General features: G+C 70.2%; 16 protein-coding genes. 10 read left to right on the top strand and 6 right to left on the bottom strand.

The window, feature by feature from the left end; translation table 11 throughout:
- Positions 1 to 71: 71 nt before the first annotated feature.
- Together ADL12_RS01375 and ADL12_RS01370 are read left to right on the top strand one after the other, a co-directional pair.
- Entirely contained in the window at positions 72 to 1,043 is a 972-nt protein-coding gene (locus tag ADL12_RS01375; protein WP_062697506.1) for an LLM class F420-dependent oxidoreductase, read from the top strand.
- Positions 1,044 to 1,175: 132 nt separating this feature from the next.
- Positions 1,176 to 2,219, top strand: coding sequence for a hypothetical protein (locus ADL12_RS01370; protein WP_062697504.1), 1,044 nt, complete (start codon positions 1,176 to 1,178; stop codon positions 2,217 to 2,219).
- 45 nt (positions 2,220 to 2,264) lie between these two features.
- Here the strand turns inward: ADL12_RS01370 and ADL12_RS01365 are convergent, their stop codons facing one another.
- Together ADL12_RS01365 and ADL12_RS01360 are read right to left on the bottom strand one after the other, a co-directional pair.
- On the bottom strand, positions 2,265 to 2,747 hold the full coding sequence (locus ADL12_RS01365; RefSeq protein ID WP_062697502.1) for a DUF6328 family protein: 483 nt from the start codon (positions 2,745 to 2,747) through the stop codon (positions 2,265 to 2,267).
- A gap of 83 nt (positions 2,748 to 2,830) precedes the next feature.
- Positions 2,831 to 3,814 carry an aldo/keto reductase gene (locus ADL12_RS01360; RefSeq protein ID WP_062697500.1) on the bottom strand — a complete coding sequence of 328 codons (984 nt, stop codon included), beginning with the start codon at positions 3,812 to 3,814 and terminating at the stop codon, positions 2,831 to 2,833.
- Positions 3,815 to 3,999: 185 nt separating this feature from the next.
- Here ADL12_RS01360 and ADL12_RS01355 point away from each other — a divergent pair, with 185 nt between their 5' ends.
- Positions 4,000 to 5,643, top strand: coding sequence for a cholesterol oxidase substrate-binding domain-containing protein (locus ADL12_RS01355; protein ID WP_079051785.1), 1,644 nt, complete (start codon positions 4,000 to 4,002; stop codon positions 5,641 to 5,643).
- Positions 5,644 to 5,649: 6 nt separating this feature from the next.
- On the opposite strand, the gene ADL12_RS01350 is transcribed toward ADL12_RS01355, so the two are convergent.
- On the bottom strand, positions 5,650 to 6,879 hold the full coding sequence (locus ADL12_RS01350; RefSeq protein ID WP_062697496.1) for an FAD-dependent monooxygenase: 1,230 nt from the start codon (positions 6,877 to 6,879) through the stop codon (positions 5,650 to 5,652).
- A gap of 341 nt (positions 6,880 to 7,220) precedes the next feature.
- Between ADL12_RS01350 and melC1 the strand changes: the two genes are divergently transcribed.
- Entirely contained in the window at positions 7,221 to 7,592 is a 372-nt protein-coding gene (gene melC1, locus ADL12_RS01345) for an apotyrosinase chaperone MelC1 (protein ID WP_062697494.1), read from the top strand.
- A gap of 34 nt (positions 7,593 to 7,626) precedes the next feature.
- The gene (gene melC2 / locus ADL12_RS01340) at positions 7,627 to 8,451 is read left to right on the top strand and encodes a tyrosinase MelC2 (RefSeq protein WP_062697492.1); all 825 of its coding nucleotides are present in this window, start codon (positions 7,627 to 7,629) and stop codon (positions 8,449 to 8,451) included.
- A gap of 33 nt (positions 8,452 to 8,484) precedes the next feature.
- On the opposite strand, the gene ADL12_RS01335 is transcribed toward melC2, so the two are convergent.
- The gene (locus ADL12_RS01335) at positions 8,485 to 9,165 is read right to left on the bottom strand and encodes a ribonuclease H family protein (RefSeq protein WP_062697490.1); all 681 of its coding nucleotides are present in this window, start codon (positions 9,163 to 9,165) and stop codon (positions 8,485 to 8,487) included.
- A 47-nt stretch (positions 9,166 to 9,212) separates the two neighbouring features.
- On the bottom strand, positions 9,213 to 10,016 hold the full coding sequence (locus ADL12_RS01330) for a VOC family protein (RefSeq protein WP_062697488.1): 804 nt from the start codon (positions 10,014 to 10,016) through the stop codon (positions 9,213 to 9,215).
- A 163-nt stretch (positions 10,017 to 10,179) separates the two neighbouring features.
- On the opposite strand from ADL12_RS01330, the gene ADL12_RS01325 reads away from it, so the two are divergent.
- The 5 genes from ADL12_RS01325 (at position 10,180) to ADL12_RS01305 (ending at position 15,974) form a co-directional block, all read left to right on the top strand.
- Positions 10,180 to 11,187: a zinc-binding alcohol dehydrogenase family protein gene (locus ADL12_RS01325; RefSeq protein ID WP_208614447.1), complete on the top strand. Its 1,008-nt coding sequence runs from the start codon at positions 10,180 to 10,182 to the stop codon at positions 11,185 to 11,187.
- A 328-nt stretch (positions 11,188 to 11,515) separates the two neighbouring features.
- Positions 11,516 to 12,958: a family 2B encapsulin nanocompartment shell protein gene (locus tag ADL12_RS01320; RefSeq protein ID WP_062697485.1), complete on the top strand. Its 1,443-nt coding sequence runs from the start codon at positions 11,516 to 11,518 to the stop codon at positions 12,956 to 12,958.
- A gap of 16 nt (positions 12,959 to 12,974) precedes the next feature.
- Positions 12,975 to 14,018, top strand: a complete 1,044-nt coding sequence (locus ADL12_RS01315; RefSeq protein WP_062697482.1) for a family 2 encapsulin nanocompartment cargo protein terpene cyclase — start codon at positions 12,975 to 12,977, stop codon at positions 14,016 to 14,018.
- Between the two features lie 50 nt (positions 14,019 to 14,068).
- On the top strand, positions 14,069 to 14,947 hold the full coding sequence (locus ADL12_RS01310) for a geranyl diphosphate 2-C-methyltransferase (RefSeq protein WP_062697480.1): 879 nt from the start codon (positions 14,069 to 14,071) through the stop codon (positions 14,945 to 14,947).
- Positions 14,948 to 15,065: 118 nt separating this feature from the next.
- Positions 15,066 to 15,974 (top strand): SGNH/GDSL hydrolase family protein, encoded by a 909-nt coding sequence (locus tag ADL12_RS01305; RefSeq protein ID WP_062697478.1) that lies wholly within the window; start codon positions 15,066 to 15,068, stop codon positions 15,972 to 15,974.
- Between the two features lie 4 nt (positions 15,975 to 15,978).
- Here the strand turns inward: ADL12_RS01305 and ADL12_RS01300 are convergent, their stop codons facing one another.
- A complete protein-coding gene (locus ADL12_RS01300) occupies positions 15,979 to 16,461 on the bottom strand; it encodes a VOC family protein (protein ID WP_062697476.1) in 483 nt (160 codons plus the stop codon).
- Positions 16,462 to 16,487 lie beyond the last annotated feature (26 nt).

Genomic DNA, 16,487 nt, shown 5'->3' with positions numbered 1-16,487 from the left:
TCACACCCCGGACCTTGCGCCCCGCCCCGCCTGTCCCGTTTTCGCCACCCTTGCCCGGGGACTCGGCCCGTATGGTGCAGATCGGATACACGATGATGACCGAGCAGGCAGGCCCCCGTGAGCTGGTGGACCACTTGGTCCGCGCCGAGGAGGTGGGCTTCGACTTCTCTGTAACCTCGGACCACTCCTTTCCGTGGCTGCGTTCCCAGGGGCACTCGCCGTACGCGTGGAGTGTGCTGGGCGCTGCCGCACAGGCCACTTCGCGGATTCCGCTGATGACCTACGTGACGTGTCCGACGTTCCGCTACCACCCGGCCGTGGTGGCACAGAAGGCGGCCACGATGCAGTTGCTGTCCGAGGGCCGGTTCCGGCTGGCGCTCGGTTCGGGTGAGAACCTCAACGAGCATGTCGTGGGCGGCGGTTGGCCGCCGGTGGACGTGCGGCACGAGATGCTCGAGGAAGCGGTGGAGATCATCCGGGCGCTCTTCAAGGGCGGCCATGTGAACCGTCGCGGCACACACTTCGACGTGGAGTCGGCCCGCCTGTGGGACCTGCAGGAGCAGCCGCCGCCCATCGGCATCGCCGTCTCCGGGGACCAGTCCTGCGAACTCGCGGGCAGGCTCGGCGACCTGGTGATCGCCACGGAGCCCAAGGCGGGCCAGCTGCAGGCGTTCGACCGGCACGGCGGCGAGGGCAAGCCGCGGGTGGGGCAGCTACCGGTGTGCCACGACCCCGACCGGGACACCGCGATCAAGCGTGCCCACGCCCAGTTCCGCTGGTTCGGCAGCGGCTGGAGGGTCAACTCGGAGCTGCCGCACCCGGACTCCTTCGAGGCGGCGACCCAGTTCGTCACTCCGGACGACGTCGCCGACTCGATCCCGTGCGGCGACGACCCGGACGTCTTCGTCGAGGCCGTCCGCCCATACGCCGAGGCCGGCTTCACCGAGATCGCCTTGGTCCAGATCGGGGGCGAGGCGCAGCTGCCGTATCTCGACTGGGCGGAGAAGACGCTGCTGCCCGCGCTGCGGGACGCTCTCGGCTGACCGCACGCGCGGCGCACCGGGTGAAGCCGGAGAGCGCGTTATAGCCGGAGACCGCGAGAGCGACGTCCGCGGGTGCCATAGGCTGCTGGCTGCACTTCTGCCGTCCAAGCAGCACCTACAGGAGAGTCATCCGTGACGCTTGCGTTCGTCCCGCCCGAGACGTCCCCCGCGCCCCAGGCCCCGTTGTCCGATCTCGTCGCGCGGGACGCGCGCGAGTTCGGCGTCTACGCGCGGACCGGAGGGTGGGCCTTCGGCCTGATGGTGGCGCGCAGCGTGCGGCCCGGCGGGCAGGGCGCGGGCGAGACCCCGAAGGTGTCCGCGAAGGAGTTCGCCGAACTCGCCGAGTGCTCCCCCGAGCGCGTCATGCGCTACTACAAGGCCTGGGACCGGGCCGCCGACGACGGTCTCGTCCCGCACTTCGAGGCGCTCGCGCCGGGCCAGGAGGTGGAGCTGCCGGACGCCGACGTGTGGCTCAGCTACTACGTGTCCCGCAACAGCGCCACCTCCGAGCGCGGCACCGCCATCGCCGAGGCCGCCGAGGCCGAGGGCATCCGCCCGACGAAGGCCCTGGAGGTCGCCGAGAACCCCACCGCGTTGCGCGCCGCGATCCTCGCCGACCCCTCGACCGCCCGCGCGGCGCGCCAGGCCCTCCTCGACCGGGTCGTCGAGGACCCGGACCTTCAGGCCGAGTTGGCGCGGGACGTCGTACGCACCGACGACCTGAAGAAGGCCGTCGCCAGTGAGAGCCGAGCGATCGACCGGATCGACTACGTCCGCCAGATCGCCGAGTCCGGCCAGATCAAGACCCCGGCCGGGCAGACCGTCGACGCGCCCGTCGACCTGCGCCAGGAGGCCGAGCGGCACCTGTCGCTGATCGACGAGCTGGAGGACGACGAGGACACCGGCGAGTGGGCCACCGAGGCCTACGGCACCATGAAGTCACTCGTCGCCGAGGCGGTGGAGGCCGATCCCGAGCTGCGTGTGCAGGAGCGGCGGACGAAGTTCTACAGCAGCCTGCAGAAGGCGACGAAGGTCTTCGAGGAGCTGACCTTCGACGATGTGCAGGAGTTCGTCGAGGACGACATGGTCCAGCAGTTGGAGGAGCTCCAGCAGGCCATCTCCACGTGGATCGCGGCACTGCGCGGGGCGCAGGGAGGCACGGCGCGGCAGCAGTAGCCGTCCTCATCAGTAAGCCCTCTCTTACCGCCGATACGCCACCGCTCACTCTGTGTAGCGGTGGCGTGTCCACAGCGGCACCGCGAACCAACAGACCAGGTACCAGAGGACCACGCCCGATACCAGCCAGGGCACATAGTCGTTGTGGGTGGCGACCCGCAGGATCAGCAGGAGCGAGCAGGCCATCGTGGCGAGGAGCAGGATCAGGCCGACGAAGGTCAGCCGGGAGGCCCACTCCACCGCCTGCGGCTTGATGCGCCGCCCGGACACCAGGCGGTGCAGGGAGACGGGGCCGATCAGGGCGCCGGTGGCGGCGGCCCCCAGCACGACCGTCACGATGTAGATGGTCTGGTCCGTGTCGTCGAGGGTGTCGTACTTCGGCGTGAACACGACGGTGAGCAGGAAGCCGAACAGGATCTGGACGCCCATCTGGGCCACTCGGACCTCCTGGATGAGCTCGCCCCACATACGGTCGGCTCGCTCGTCCGCGGTCTCGTCGCGTCCCGTCCGCCTTTCCTTCTCGGTCATGCGGGCCGGGTAACCCCGGCGTCAAACACTCAAACGAGCGGCTCCGGGGCGGCGGGGTGGCCGTCCCGGAGCTGCACGGCGGTCTACCAGCGGTTTTCGACCTGGTCCTTGATCCGCCGGTCGTAGAGGTCGTCGATCGCGGCGAGCGTCGCGTCCGACAGCTCCGGCAGCGCGGCGGCGGCCGCGTTGGCGCGGGCCTGCTCGGGCGAGCGGGCACCCGGGATCACGGTGGTCACGCCCGGCTGCTGGATGATCCAGCGCAGCGCCAGCTGGGCCGGCGTGAAGCCCTCGGGGGTGAGGTCGGCGAACTCGACGGCCGCCTCCACTCCCGACTCGTAGTCGACGCCGGAGAAGGTCTCGCCCTGGTCGAAGGCCTCGCCGTGCCGGTTGTAGGTGCGGTGGTCGTTCGCGGGGAAGACGGTGTCCTTGGTGTACTTGCCCGACAGCAGGCCGGAGGCCAGCGGGACCCGGGCGATGATGCCGACGCCCGCCTTCTCTGCGGCGGGCAGTACCTCGCGCAGGGGCTTCATTCGGAACGGGTTGAGGATGATCTGCACGCTCGCGACGCCGGGGCGGGCGATCGCGGTCAGCGCCTCTTCGCAGGTCTCCACGCTGACGCCGTAGTGGGCGATGCGCTCCTCCGCGACCAGGGTGTCGAGGGCGTCGAACACCTCGTCCGTCGAGTAGACCGGCGTCGGCGGGCAGTGCAGCTGGACCAGGTCGAGGCGGTCCACGCCGAGGTTGCGCCGCGAACGGTCGTTCCAGGCACGGAAGTTGTCGAGGACGTAGTTCTCGGGGATCTGGTCGACGCGGCGGCCCATCTTGGTCGCCACGAAGATGTCCGGCCCGGGCCTGCCGCGCAGGAACGCGGCGATGGTCTGCTCGCTGCGCCCGTCGCCGTACACGTCGGCCGTGTCGAAGAAGGTCACCCCCGACTCGACCGCCGCCTCCAGCACCGCCAGGGCTTCCTTGTCGTCGACGTCTCCCCAGTCGGCGCCCAGCTGCCACGTCCCAAGACCGACGACGGATGCCCGCTGGCCCGACCTACCGATTACACGCTCGTCCATGGCATCAGTGTGTCATTCATCATGCGGGTGCGTCGAACGGGCCCCTCCGCGTGGCTCCCTGTGAATCTTTCACTCACACGGGTGAATCGATTCGACAGGCCGACGGTGACTGTCAAGCCGGTCCCTAGCGTGAATCCGTGACCGACGACTTCAGCCGCAGGGGCTTCCTGCGCACCGCCGCCGCCATGGCCGCCGTACCGACCCTCCATCCGGCGGATCCGGCCGTGGCGGCACAGGAGTTGCCGGATTTCCCGGCGGATGTGGCGCTGTACCGCTCCGCGTACCGCAACTGGGTCGGCGAGATCACCGCCGACGGGCTGTGGGCCTGCGCACCGACCGACCCGGACCAGGTGGTGTCCGTCGTCAACTGGGCCTGGCGGCACGGCTGGAGAGTCCGCGCCCGGGGTGCCTCGCACGGCTGGTCACCGCTGACGATCACGCGGGGCACGGAGTCGGACGCACCGGTCCTGCTCATGGACACCGCCTCTCATCTCACCGGCCTGTCACTGGAGTCGCCGACCTCGGTACGCGTCGGCAGCGGCGTCACCCTGGAGAACCTGCTCACCTATCTGGAGGAGCACGGCCTCGGCGTCACCACCGCGCCCGCCCCCGGCAACCTCACCCTGGGCGGTGCCCTCGCCATCGACGCGCACGGCACCGCCGTACCGGCGCGGGGCGAACAGCGGCTGCCCGGGCACACGTACGGCTCGCTGAGCAATCTCGTGCTGTCGCTGACGGCCGTGGTCTGGGACGCGGCCGGCGGTGCGTACGTGCTGCGGACGTACGACCGTGCCGAGGCGGACTGCGCCGCGCTGCTCACCCATCTCGGCCGGTCCCTGGTCACCGAGGTCGTGCTGCGCGTGGGCGCGAACAACAACCTGCGGTGCGTCAGCCGTACGGACATCCCGGCCGACGAGCTCTTCGCCGCGCCCGGCACCGACGGACGGACGCTGGCGAGCTTCCTGGACCGGGCCGGACGTGTCGAGGCGATTTGGTTCGCCTTCACCGAGTTCCCGTGGCTGAAGGTGTGGAGCGTCTCCCCCACCCGGCCGCTGACCTCGCGGCACGTGACGAGCCCGTACAACTATCCGTTCTCCGACAGCGTCCCGACCCCGGTGGCGGACCTGGTCGGGCGCATGGTGTCGGACGGGGCGTGGTATCTGGCGCCGGTGCTCGGCAACGCGCAGTACGACGTGGCCGCGCTCGGGCTGGTGGCGACGCTCTCGGCGGACATCTGGGGGCCGTCCAAGAACACGCTGCTGTACCTGCGGCCGACGACGCTGAGGATCGCCACGAACGGGTACGCGGTGCTCACCAGCCGGGCCCAAGTACAGCGCGTCGTCGCCGAGTTCACCGCCTTCTACCGGGAGCGGCTCACGGCGTACGCCGGCCGGGGCCGGTTCCCGGTCAACGGCTCGGTGGAGATCCGGGTCACCGGCCTCGACGACCCGGCGGAGGTAGGTGCGGACGGGGCGCGCACGCCGCTGTTGTCGGCGCTCAGGCCGCGCGACGACCGTCCCGAGTGGGACACGGCCGTGTGGCTGAACATCCTGTCGTTGCCGGGGACACCGCATGCGGAGCCGTTCCTGAGCCAGATCGAGCGGTTCCTGCTGCGCACCTTCGACGGCGAGTACACCATGACCCGCGTCGAGTGGTCGAAGGGCTGGGCCTACACGAGGGACGGCGCCTGGAGCGACGGCGAGGTACTGGGCGCGGTCGTGCCCGGCTCCTTCGGGGAGGAGGCGTGGCGGCAGGCGGCCGGGGTGCTGGATCGGCTCGACCCGCACGGTGTGTTCGGCAATGCCTTCCTCGACCGGTTGTTCCGGTGAGTGCGGCTATTTCCGGGAGGCCGGCGCCCTGGCGTGGACGGTGCGCGCGATCTTCGGGCCGAGCCGGCGCTTCAGGCGCCGCAATGCCTCCAGTCGCCCGGCCGCCCTGTCGATCCGGTAGTACAGCTGGGGCGGAAGGTACGGCAACAGGGGCGAGTGGCGCTGGCCGAGCAGAGCGAACATCTGCTGCGGGGGCAGGTTGATGTAGCGGGGCAGGTTCTCGTACCACTCGGCGCTGTAGCGGGCCGCGCTCTGGACGGACAACAGGGCTTGTCTGCGCGCCTGTTCGTAGCGGGCGAGGGCCTGCGGGAGGGCGGCGTGCTCGTGCAGCGCCCCGGCGAGGGCGAGGGCGTCCTCCAGGGCGAGGGTGGTGCCGGCGCCGACGGAGTAGTGGGTGGTGTGGGCGGCGTCGCCGAGCAGGACGAGGTTGTCGCGGTGCCATGTGCGGTTGGTGAGGGTGCGGAAGTTCAGCCACTGGGCGCGGCCGTCGGGGGCGGCGCGGCCGATGAGGGGGTGGCCGTCGAGGACGTCGGCGAAGAGCTTCTCCAACAGGGCCCGTCCGTCCGCCTCGGCCGCGGTGTCGAGGCCGAGGCCGGTCCAGGTCTGCGGGGCGCACTCGACGACACAAGTGCCGGCCTCCGGGCCGAAGCCGCAGCCGTACCCGTAGCCGTAGCACCAGATCCAGCCCTGGTCGGTCTCGACGAAGGCGAAGGTGAAGGCATCGAAGACCTTGCTGGTGCCGAGCCAGATGTAGCGGTTGCGGCCGGTCCTGGTCTCCGTGCCGAAGTGGTCGGCGTGACGGGTCCGCAGGGCGCTGTGGACGCCGTCGGCCGCCACGACGAGGTCGGCGGTGGGAAGGTTCTCCGGCGTGATCTCGTGCTCGAACTCCAGCCGTACGCCGAGCGAGCGGGCGCGGGCGGCGAGGATCTCCAGCAGCCGGTGGCGGCCGATGCCGTGCCCCTGGTCACCGGGCCGACGGGTGGTCAGGCCTCGCACATGGGCGACGCCCTCGCGCCAGCGCACGGAGCTCGCGTCGATGGCGCGCGCCGACTCGGGGTCGTGCTCGTGCAGCTTGTCGAGCAGTCCGCGCCAGTAAGTGACACCCCAGCCGTAGGTGGAGCCCTCCGGGTCGCGCTCGTGGACGGTGACGTCGTGGGAGGGATCCAGCAGCTTCAGCAGGATCGCGAGGTATAGGCCGGCCGGCCCGCCGCCGACACAAGCGACCTTCACACACACCCCTAGAAACTACATAAAACGGTCATTTCGCACCGCAGGGTATCAGGGCCGGAATGCCTCACTGCAGCGTTCCGGATCGCGCCAGTTTCGACGGGTGAGGCACGCCACTACCGACGCGGCCCTCCGCGAAGGACCACCCGGAACATGATCCACAGGAGAAGGAATTTCCCGTTCCGGGCATTCACGGACGCCACCCACAGCAAGATCATCCTTGTTCAATCTTGCATGACATGTAGGTAATTGTCCGGATCGGAGCCAACCACCTACGACCGATTTCTCCCGCTCTCGTGCGGCCCGATAGGCATGCGGAGTCGTCAACCGAACCAACCCAGGAGGTCCGCATGCCGGAACTCAGCCGTCGCCGTGCGCTCACCGCCGCGGCCGCCCTCGCCGCCGCGGCCGGTGTCGGGACCGTCACCGCCCCCACCGCGTCCGCCGCCGGGCACGACCAGCACTCCCCGGCGACCTTCGACGAGGTCTACAAGGGCCGCCGGATACAGGGCCGGCCGGCCTCGGGCGGCGGCCACCAGCATCACGGCGCCGGATACGCCGTGTTCGTCGACGGAGTGGAGCTGCATGTGATGCGCAACGCCGACGGCAGTTGGATCAGCGTCGTCAGTCACTACGACCCGGTGCCCACCCCGCGCGCCGCCGCCCGCGCGGCCGTGGACGAGCTACAGGGCGCAGCCCTTCTCCCCTTCCCCGCCAACTGACCTGCCGTACCTGCACTTTGGAGCACCAGCAAACATGACCGTCCGCAAGAACCAGGCCCTGCTGACCGCCGACGAGAAGCGGCGATTCGTCGCCGCTGCCCTGGAGTTGAAGCGCAGTGGCCGTTACGACGCGTTCGTCACGACCCACAATGCCTTCATCATCGGCGACAGCGACAACGGGGAGCGCGTCGGCCACCGTTCACCGTCCTTCCTGCCCTGGCACCGCAGATTCCTGCTCGAGTTCGAGCGCGCGTTGCAGGAGGTGGACGCCTCGGTCGCGCTGCCGTACTGGGACTGGAGCACCGACCGCTCGATACGGTCCTCGCTGTGGGCGCCCGACTTCCTCGGCGGCACCGGACGCAGCCGCGACGGGCAGGTGATGGACGGGCCGTTCGCCGCGTCGACCGGCAACTGGGCGATCAACGTGCGCGCCGACGGCCGTACGTTTCTGCGCCGCGCGCTCGGCAGCGCCGTACGGGAGCTGCCGACCCGGGCCGAGGTGGAGTCCGTGCTCGCCATGCCGACGTACGACATGGCGCCCTGGAACAGCGCGTCGGACGGCTTCCGCAACCACCTGGAAGGCTGGCGCGGCGTCAATCTGCACAACCGGGTCCATGTGTGGGTCGGCGGGCACATGGCGACCGGTATGTCGCCCAACGACCCGGTGTTCTGGCTGCACCACGCCTACATCGACAAGCTGTGGGCGGACTGGCAGCGACGGCACCCCGGCTCCGGCTATGTGCCCACCGCCGGGACGCCGAACGTGGTCGACCTCAACGACACGATGAAGCCGTGGAACGACGTGCGCCCCGCCGACCTGCTGGATCACACCGCGCACTACACCTTCGACGCGGCCTGAGACGCCGTCCGGACCGCTCATCCGGACCGCCCGTCAGGCCTCGGCGGTACGGCAGTCCGGGTGGCCCCAGCCCTGGGCGTTCTTGGCGATGGACTCGCCCGCCGCGTAGCTGCGGCCGCAGATGCAGCGGCCGGGGAACTTGGCCTTGATGGTGCGGGAGGAACTGCCGTTCTTCCGGGTCGCCGCCGCCTTGCGGCGTGGGGCCTTGTCCGACGGGGTGTCCGGGGAGGGCGGCGGCTCGGGTGAGCCGAGGCCGCTGCCCGCAGGTTCCTGCACGGTGGCCGCCTGGCTGGCGGCACGGTCGGCGAAGTCGTTCAGCCGGTCGCCGTCGACCTGGTGGGCGGGGACGTAGCGGAACTCGACGGTGCGGCCGTCGAGCAGTTCGTCGATGCGCACGACCAGGTCCTGGTTGGCGACCGGCTTGCCGGCGGCCGTCTTCCAGCCGTTGCGCTTCCAGCCCGGCAGCCAGGTGGTGACGGCCTTCATGGCGTACTGCGAGTCCATCCGGATCTCCAGCGGTACGCCGGGGTCGGTCGCCGTGAGCAGACGCTCCAGCGCGGTGAGTTCCGCGACGTTGTTGGTGGCCCTGCCGAGCGGGCCCGCCTCCCAGCGGGTCGGGGTCTCCTTCTCGTCGGCGACGACCCAGGCCCAGCCCGCCGGCCCGGGGTTTCCCTTCGAAGCCCCGTCGCACGCGGCCACAACTCGTTCACGCATGTGCCGATCATGCCATGGGCGGGCCAGGTGCCCGGTCGCGGAGTCGTTCAGGAGACGTGGCTGAGCTTGGGCATCTCGCCCTCGATCGTGCCGGTGTCGATCACCGAGAAGTTCGCGCCCTGGGGGTCGCTCAGCGCGGCGAACCGGCCGAACGGGCTGCTCATCGGGCCGAAGCGCAGCACGGCGCCGAGCTTGGTGGCCTTGGCGACGGCGTCGTCGCAGTCGGGGACGTTGAAGTAGACGTTGATGTACGGCCGGACCTCGGGCGGGAAGTCGTCGGTCATCTTCATGCGGCCCAGGGCCATGGTCTCCTTGCCGAGGGTGTAGAGGCGGAAGTCGATCGTGTCATCCTCCATCTGCCGCTGCCCGTAGCCGAAGACCGCAGGGAAGAAGGTGTCGGACTTCTCCGGCTCGCGGGTGAAGACCTCCGCCCAGCAGAAGGCGCCGGGCTCGGTCGGCTCCGTCTCGAAGCCCTCGTGGGTGCCGGCCTGCCACACACCGAAGACGACGCCGCCGGGGTCGCGGGCCAGGCACATGCTGCCGAAATCGCCGACCGCCATCGGCTCCATCAGGATCTCGCCGCCGTTCTCACGGATCTTGGCGGCGGTCGCGGCGACGTCGGAGGAGGCGAAGTAGAGGCACCACTGCGACATGCCCTCCTGGCCCGGCATGGGCGGGACGACCGCGGCGGCGGCCCTGCCGTCCGCGTAGGCCTGGGTGTAGTTGCCGAACTCCGACGACGCCTCGCCGAAGGTCCAGCCGAGGATGTCGCCGTAGAAGCTCTTGGCTCCCTCCACGTCGCTGAACATCGCGTCGGCCCAGATGGGGGTTCCTTCAGGTTTCACGGCCATGGCACGGACCTCTCCCCGATCGGTGACTTGTCCGGATTCTTACGCTAGCCACCCCGCAGTCCGGCCGCGCGCCGAATGCCCGCTTCCGTTACAGACTGGGGCAGACGACAGACCGCAGACGGCTGTCGGTCGAAGGACGGGGCACGGTATGGCGGACAGGTCGATGCGCGCGTGGTCGGTGGTCGAGCCGGGCCCCGTGGAGGAAGGGGCTCTGCGGCTCGTCGAGAAGCCGGTGCCGGTGGCGGAGGACGACGAGCTGCTTGTGCGGGTGCGCGTCTGCGGGGTGTGCCGTACGGATCTGCACGTCGCCGAGGGGGATCTGCCCGTGCACCGGCCGGGGGTCACACCCGGGCACGAGGTGGTCGGCGAGGTGGCCGGGTTCGGGGCCGCGGTGCGTGGCTTCGAGGTCGGGGAGCGGGTGGGGGTGGCCTGGCTGCGGCGCACCGACGGCACCTGCGCCTACTGTGCGCGCGGGGCCGAGAACCTGTGCCCGGCCTCGCGGTACACGGGCTGGGACGCCGACGGCGGTTACGCGCCGTACACGACCGTACCGGCCGCGTTCGCCTACCGGCTGCCGGGCGGCCTCGACGACGTGACGTCCGCGCCGCTGCTGTGCGCCGGGATCATCGGCCACCGCGCGCTGCGGCGCTCGGCACTGCCGCCGGGCGGGCGGCTCGGGCTGTACGGCTTCGGGGGCAGCGCCCATCTGTGCGCGCAGGTGGCGATGGCCGAGGGCGCCACCGTGCACGTGCTGACGCGGGGCGCGGCGGCGCGGAAGCTGGCACTCGACCTGGGTGCCGCCTCGGCGCGCGACGCGTACGAGATGCCGCCGGAGCCGCTGGACAGCGCGATCCTGTTCGCGCCGGTCGGTGACCTGGTGCCGTTCGCGCTGCGGGCCCTCGACCGGGGCGGCACGCTGGCGATCGCCGGCATCCACCTCAGCGACGTCCCGGCGCTGCGCTACGAGAGCGAGCTCTTCTACGAGAAGCAGCTGCGCAGCGTCACCTCCAACACGCGCGAGGACGGCCGGGAGTTCCTGGCCCTCGCCGCCGAGCACGCCGTACACGCCACGACGCATGCCTATCCGCTGTCGCGGGCCGACCAGGCGCTCGCTGACCTCAAGGCCGGGCGGTTCGACGGGGCGGCGGTGCTGGTGAACGACCTGTCCTAGGCCCTGTCGCGGCGTCTGGTGCGTGCGATCGCAAGGCGCCGGAGCGCCCTCGTGGCGGAGCCACGTGGGCGGTTCGGCAACGCGGCGAGCGTGCGTGCCAGACGCCGCCGGGCAGGCGGGAATTTGACGACAGGGCCTAGGCGCCCCGCCCCAGCGTGCGGGAGCACGGGAGGGGAGCAGGATCACTCACGGTGCGCCCACTGCCTCGTGCGGCAGGTTTGTACCTCCAGGGCCTGAAGCCGCCCCGTTCACGCCCTGACCCGGCCGCCTCGCCGGCTGTTGGCTGGTACACGCGCATGGCCAGCCCGCTCACCTCCCGGGAGGGAATGTGTCCACACCGGACAGCGCCACCGGTCCCACCATCGAAGAACCCGATCCCGAACCCCAGTCCGACGGCTCGCTCACCAGCCTCAGCACCCAGGCGGCCCGGCAGCTCACCACGACCACCAAGTCCGAACCCCAGATGCAGGCCATCAGCTCGCGCTGGCTGCTGCGGATGCTGCCCTGGGTGGACGTCAAGGGCGGCACCTACCGGGTCAACCGGCGTCTGCAACTGCGCGTGGGCCGCGGCCGGGTGCAGTTCGAGCAGAACGGCGCCGACGACATCAAGGTCATCCCCGAGACACTCACCGAACTGCCGGTCCTGCGCGGCTACTCCGACACCGACGTCCTCAGGGAGGTCGCCGGCCGCTTCCGGGTCCGGGAGATCCGCGCCGGTCAGGTGCTCGTCGAGGCCGGCCAACCGGTCACGGAGGCCTACCTCGTTGTGCACGGACGGTTCACCCGCTTCACGGAAGGCAAGTACGGCGAGGAGGAGATCCTCGGGGTCGTCACCGACGGCGACCAGCTCGGCGACGAGGGCATCGGCCAGCCCGACCCGTTGTGGCTGAGCTCGGTACGGGCGGAAACCGCCGGCGTACTGCTGGTGCTGCCCTGGTCCGTGGTCGAGGAGTTCACCGACCGGGTGCCGTCCCTCGCGGCACACCTGGAGGCCTACGCCGCGCGCCAGAGCCTGCCGATGAACCGCAAGGGTGAGGCCGATGTGCCGGTGCAGGCCGGCCATGTCGGCGAGCCGACCATCAACGGCGGCTTCGTCGACTACGAACTCGGCCCGCGCGAGTACGAGTTGTCCCTGACGCAGACCGTGTTGCGCGTCCACACCAGGGTCGCCGACCTCTACAACAACCCGATGAACCAGACCGAGCAGCAGCTGAGGCTGACCATCGAGGAGATCCGCGAGCGCCAGGAGTGGGAGCTGGTCAACAACCGGGAGTTCGGGCTGCTCCACAACGCCGACTACGGGCAGCGCATCAGCACCTTCGCCGGGCCGCCGACCCCTGACGACATGGACGAGCTGCTGTCGATGCGCCGCAAGACCAAGCTGTTCATCGCCCATCCGAAGGCGATCGCGGCGTTCTTCAGGCAGTGCAACCGGCGCGGTCTGGTGCCCGGCACGGCGAGTGTCGAGGGGCATGAGATCCCCGCCTGGCGGGGGGTGCCGATCTTCCCCTGCAACAAGATCCCGATCAGCCCGCAGCACACCAGCAGCATCATCGCGCTGCGCACCGGGGAGGGCGACCAGGGGGCCATCGGGCTGTACCAGACCGGGATCCCCGAGGAGCACCAGCCAGGTCTGAACGTGCGGTTCATGGGTATCGACGGCAACTCGATCATCCGCTACCTCGTCACGGCCTACTACTCGATGGCGATCCTCGTGCCCGACGCGGTCGGAATCCTCGAGAACGCCCAGATCGGCCGGACGGCAGAGTGACCGCGTGGAGCATGCCATGAGCACGTCCGCCTTCTCCCTGCCGGGCCCGCCGAATGTGGCGAGCACGCTGCGCACCCGGCGCGGCGGGGCGATTCCAGGGCTGCGGTACCGGCAGGTCGCCCCCGCCGACCCCGCGAAGGCCGCGGAGGTCGACCGCAGGCTGGAGGCCTGGGCCCGGCAGCTCGATCTGTTCCCCGAGGCGTGGAAAGGGGACTTCTCGGGGTTCCAGTTCGGGCGGGCCGTGGTGCTCCAGCATCCGGAAGCGGTCGATGTGGAACGGCTGACGGTCGCCGGTGAGTTGCTGCTCGCCGAGAACGTCGTCGACTCCTGCTACTGCGAGGAGGACGAGGGCCGGGGCGGAGCACGCCGCGGTCTCGGGGGCCGGCTGATCATGGCTCAGTCGGCGCTCGACCCGTACCACGGCATTCCCGAGCTGGAGGAGGAGTGGCGCCACGGGGTGCGGGCCGATGGTCCGCTGCGCTCGTACCACTTCGCCCTCGCGGACTACGCCGCCTTCGCCACGCCCAGCCAGACCGACCGCTTCGTGCACGACATCGCCCGGCTGCACCTGGGCTATCTGGCCGAGGCGGCCTGGGCTGAGACCCGCCATGTGCCGCGGGTCTGGGAGTACCTGGTGATGCGGCAGTTCAACAACTTCCGTCCCTGTCTGTCGATCGTGGACGCGGTGGACGGCTACGAACTGCCCGAGGCGGTGTACGCCCGGCCGGAGATCCAGCGGATCACGGCGCTCGCCTGCAACGCGACCACGATCGTCAACGACCTGTACTCCTTCACCAAGGAGCTCGCGAGCGATCCGACGCACCTCAACCTGCCGCAGGTCATCGCGGCGAACGAGCGGTGCGGGCTCAAGGCCGCCTATCTGAAGGCCGTCGAGATCCACAACCGGATCATGGAGGCCTTCGAGGAGGAGTCCTCCCTGCTGTCCGCCACCTCGCCCCTCGTCGAGCGCTACGCCCGGAGCCTGTCCGACTGGGTGGCCGGCAACCACGAGTGGCACGCCACCAACAGCCACCGCTACCACCTGCCCAACTACTGGTAGAGCGCCATCGAATGACACAGCGTCACAGTCACCAGCACGAGGAGTCACCGTTGACCATCGCCCCCGAAGCCGGCACCGCCCCAGCACCGGTGCCGTCCCAGTCCACGTACCAGACCCGCGTCGCGGACTACTGGAACGCCGAGGAGAACCCGGTCAACCTCGAACTCGGAAAGATCGACGACCTGTACCACCACCACTACGGCATCGGCGACGCCGACCGCTCCGTGCTCGACGAACCCGATCCTGATCTGCGCCGCGAACGCCTCACCACCGAACTGCACCGGCTGGAACACGCCCAGGCCGAACTGCTCGCCACCCACCTGGGCCCGCTGACGCCCGCCGATCGTGTCTTCGACGCCGGCTGCGGACGCGGCGGCGGCAGCGTGGTGGCGCATCTGCGGTACGGCTGCCAGTCGGACGGCGTCACGATCTCCGCCAAGCAGGCCCAGTTCGCGAACGAGCAGGCCCGCAAGCGGGGCATCGACGACCGGGTCCGCTACCACTGCCGCAACATGCTCGACACCGGGCTGCCGTCCGGGGAGTTCGCGGCGTCGTGGAACAACGAGTCCACGATGTACGTCGAGCTGGACCTGCTGTTCGCCGAGCACGCCCGGGTGCTGCGCCGCGGCGGCCGCTATGTGGTGATCACCGGCTGCTACAACGACACCTACGGGCGCGCCTCCCGCGAGGTGTCCCTCATCAACGCCCACTACATCTGTGACATCCACCCACGCTCGGAGTACTTCCGGGCCATGGCCCGCAACCGGCTGGTCCCGGTCCATGTGGAGGACCTCACCGAGGCGACCATTCCCTACTGGGAGCTGCGCCGCGAGGCCGAGCACCTGGTGACGGGCATCGAGGACACGTTCCTGACCGCGTACAAGAACGGCAGTTTCCAGTACCTGCTGATCGCGGCGGACCGCGTCTGAAACACCGTCAGGACCGCGTCGGCCACGGGCGTTCCGTGGCCGACGCGGGTCTTCCCCCGTGGGCCCGGCTGTGCTTGCCTGGGGAGCCGTTTTCGGTGTCCGGGGCGGGAGTTGCCGTATGCGCAAGCCGTGGATCGTCGGGGTGCTGCTGGCCGCCGTGCTCCTCGGGGCGTGCGGGGACCCGGCGTCCGAGCCCGAGGCCGCCGCGCCCCCCGAGATGCCTCAGGCGTCGGCCACCACCCACCAGCTGGCGCCTGCCTCGCCCGGCACCTCGGCGAAGACGCCCGCTGTGAAGGCGTCCTCCGTTCTGTATCTGGGCGACTCGCTCGCGATGGAGGCGCAGAAGATGCTCGGGCAGGAGCTGCGCCGCGAGGTGCGGGCGACGTACACGAGCGCCCCGTACTCGGGAACCACCCTGTGCGACTACCTGGAGGGCACGGGCAAGCGGTCCCTCGTGCCGGTCGCGGACAAGGCGGCCGCCCTGGTGCGCCGGCTGCGGCCGGACTTCGTGGTGCTGCAGTTCTGGGGCAATGCGTGGGGTTACACACCGTGCATGGACGGGATCACGTACGACGCCTCCCCCGAGAAGTACTTCCGGCGGTACGCGGCCGACATGAAGCGGCTCGCCGACCAGATCGCCGCTGCCGGGGACGCAACGGTCGTCTGGGTGTCGCAGGGCCCGGACCCGATCACTCCCGACCGGATCCGGCGGGTCAACGCCCTGTACGAGGAGCAGGCCGCCGCCTCGGGGGACCTGGTCGCCGACGCGGGCAAGGCGGTGAGTGCGGCCGGGGCGCGCCACTCCTGGGTCCAGTACCTGCCGTGCACGGCGTACGAGCGCGAACACGCCGGGTACTGCACGCAGCCGGGCCGCGATCGGACGGCCCTGCACCGCGACGACGACTACCTGCACTTCTGTCTGGCGCCCACGACCTCGACACCGAAGCCGTGCCCGGTCCGCTCCCCCGGGATCCTGCGGATGACGAGGGAGATCACACGGGTGATCGGCGCAGCCGGGCCCGGCTAGCGCCTCACTCGCCGGCGTAGGCCTTGTCCAGGGCGGCGATGTCGAACTTGCTCATCGCCATGAACGCCTTTGTCACGCGGGCCGTCTTCGCCGGGTCCGGGTCGGTGATCATCTCCTGGAGCCGGTCCGGGACGACCTGCCAGGACACGCCGTACTTGTCCTTGAGCCAGCCGCAGGGGCCGGGCTCGCCGCCGTTCTCGGTGAGCTTGGCCCAGTAGTAGTCGATCTCCTCCTGGTTCGCGCAGAAGATCATGAAGGAGGTCGCCTCGGTGAACTTGAACTGGGGGCCGCCGTTGAGCCCGAGGAACTTCTGGCCGTTGGCCGTGAACTCGACGGTCATCACGCTGCCGGCGGGCTGCATCGCCCCCTCGGGGTAGCGCGCGACCTTGCCGACGCTGGAGTTCTTGAAGATCGAGACGTAGAAATGGGCGGCCTCCTCGGCCTGGCCGTCGAACCAGAGACACGTGGTGAAACCGTCGGTTGCCATGAGTACCTCCTGGGCGTGCGGAACGC

The organism is Streptomyces regalis, from assembly GCF_001509475.1.
Taxonomy (GTDB): Bacteria; Actinomycetota; Actinomycetes; order Streptomycetales; family Streptomycetaceae; genus Streptomyces; species Streptomyces regalis.
Note: the sequence above shows the minus strand (reverse complement) of the source record. Positions and strands in the feature narration are given on the sequence as shown.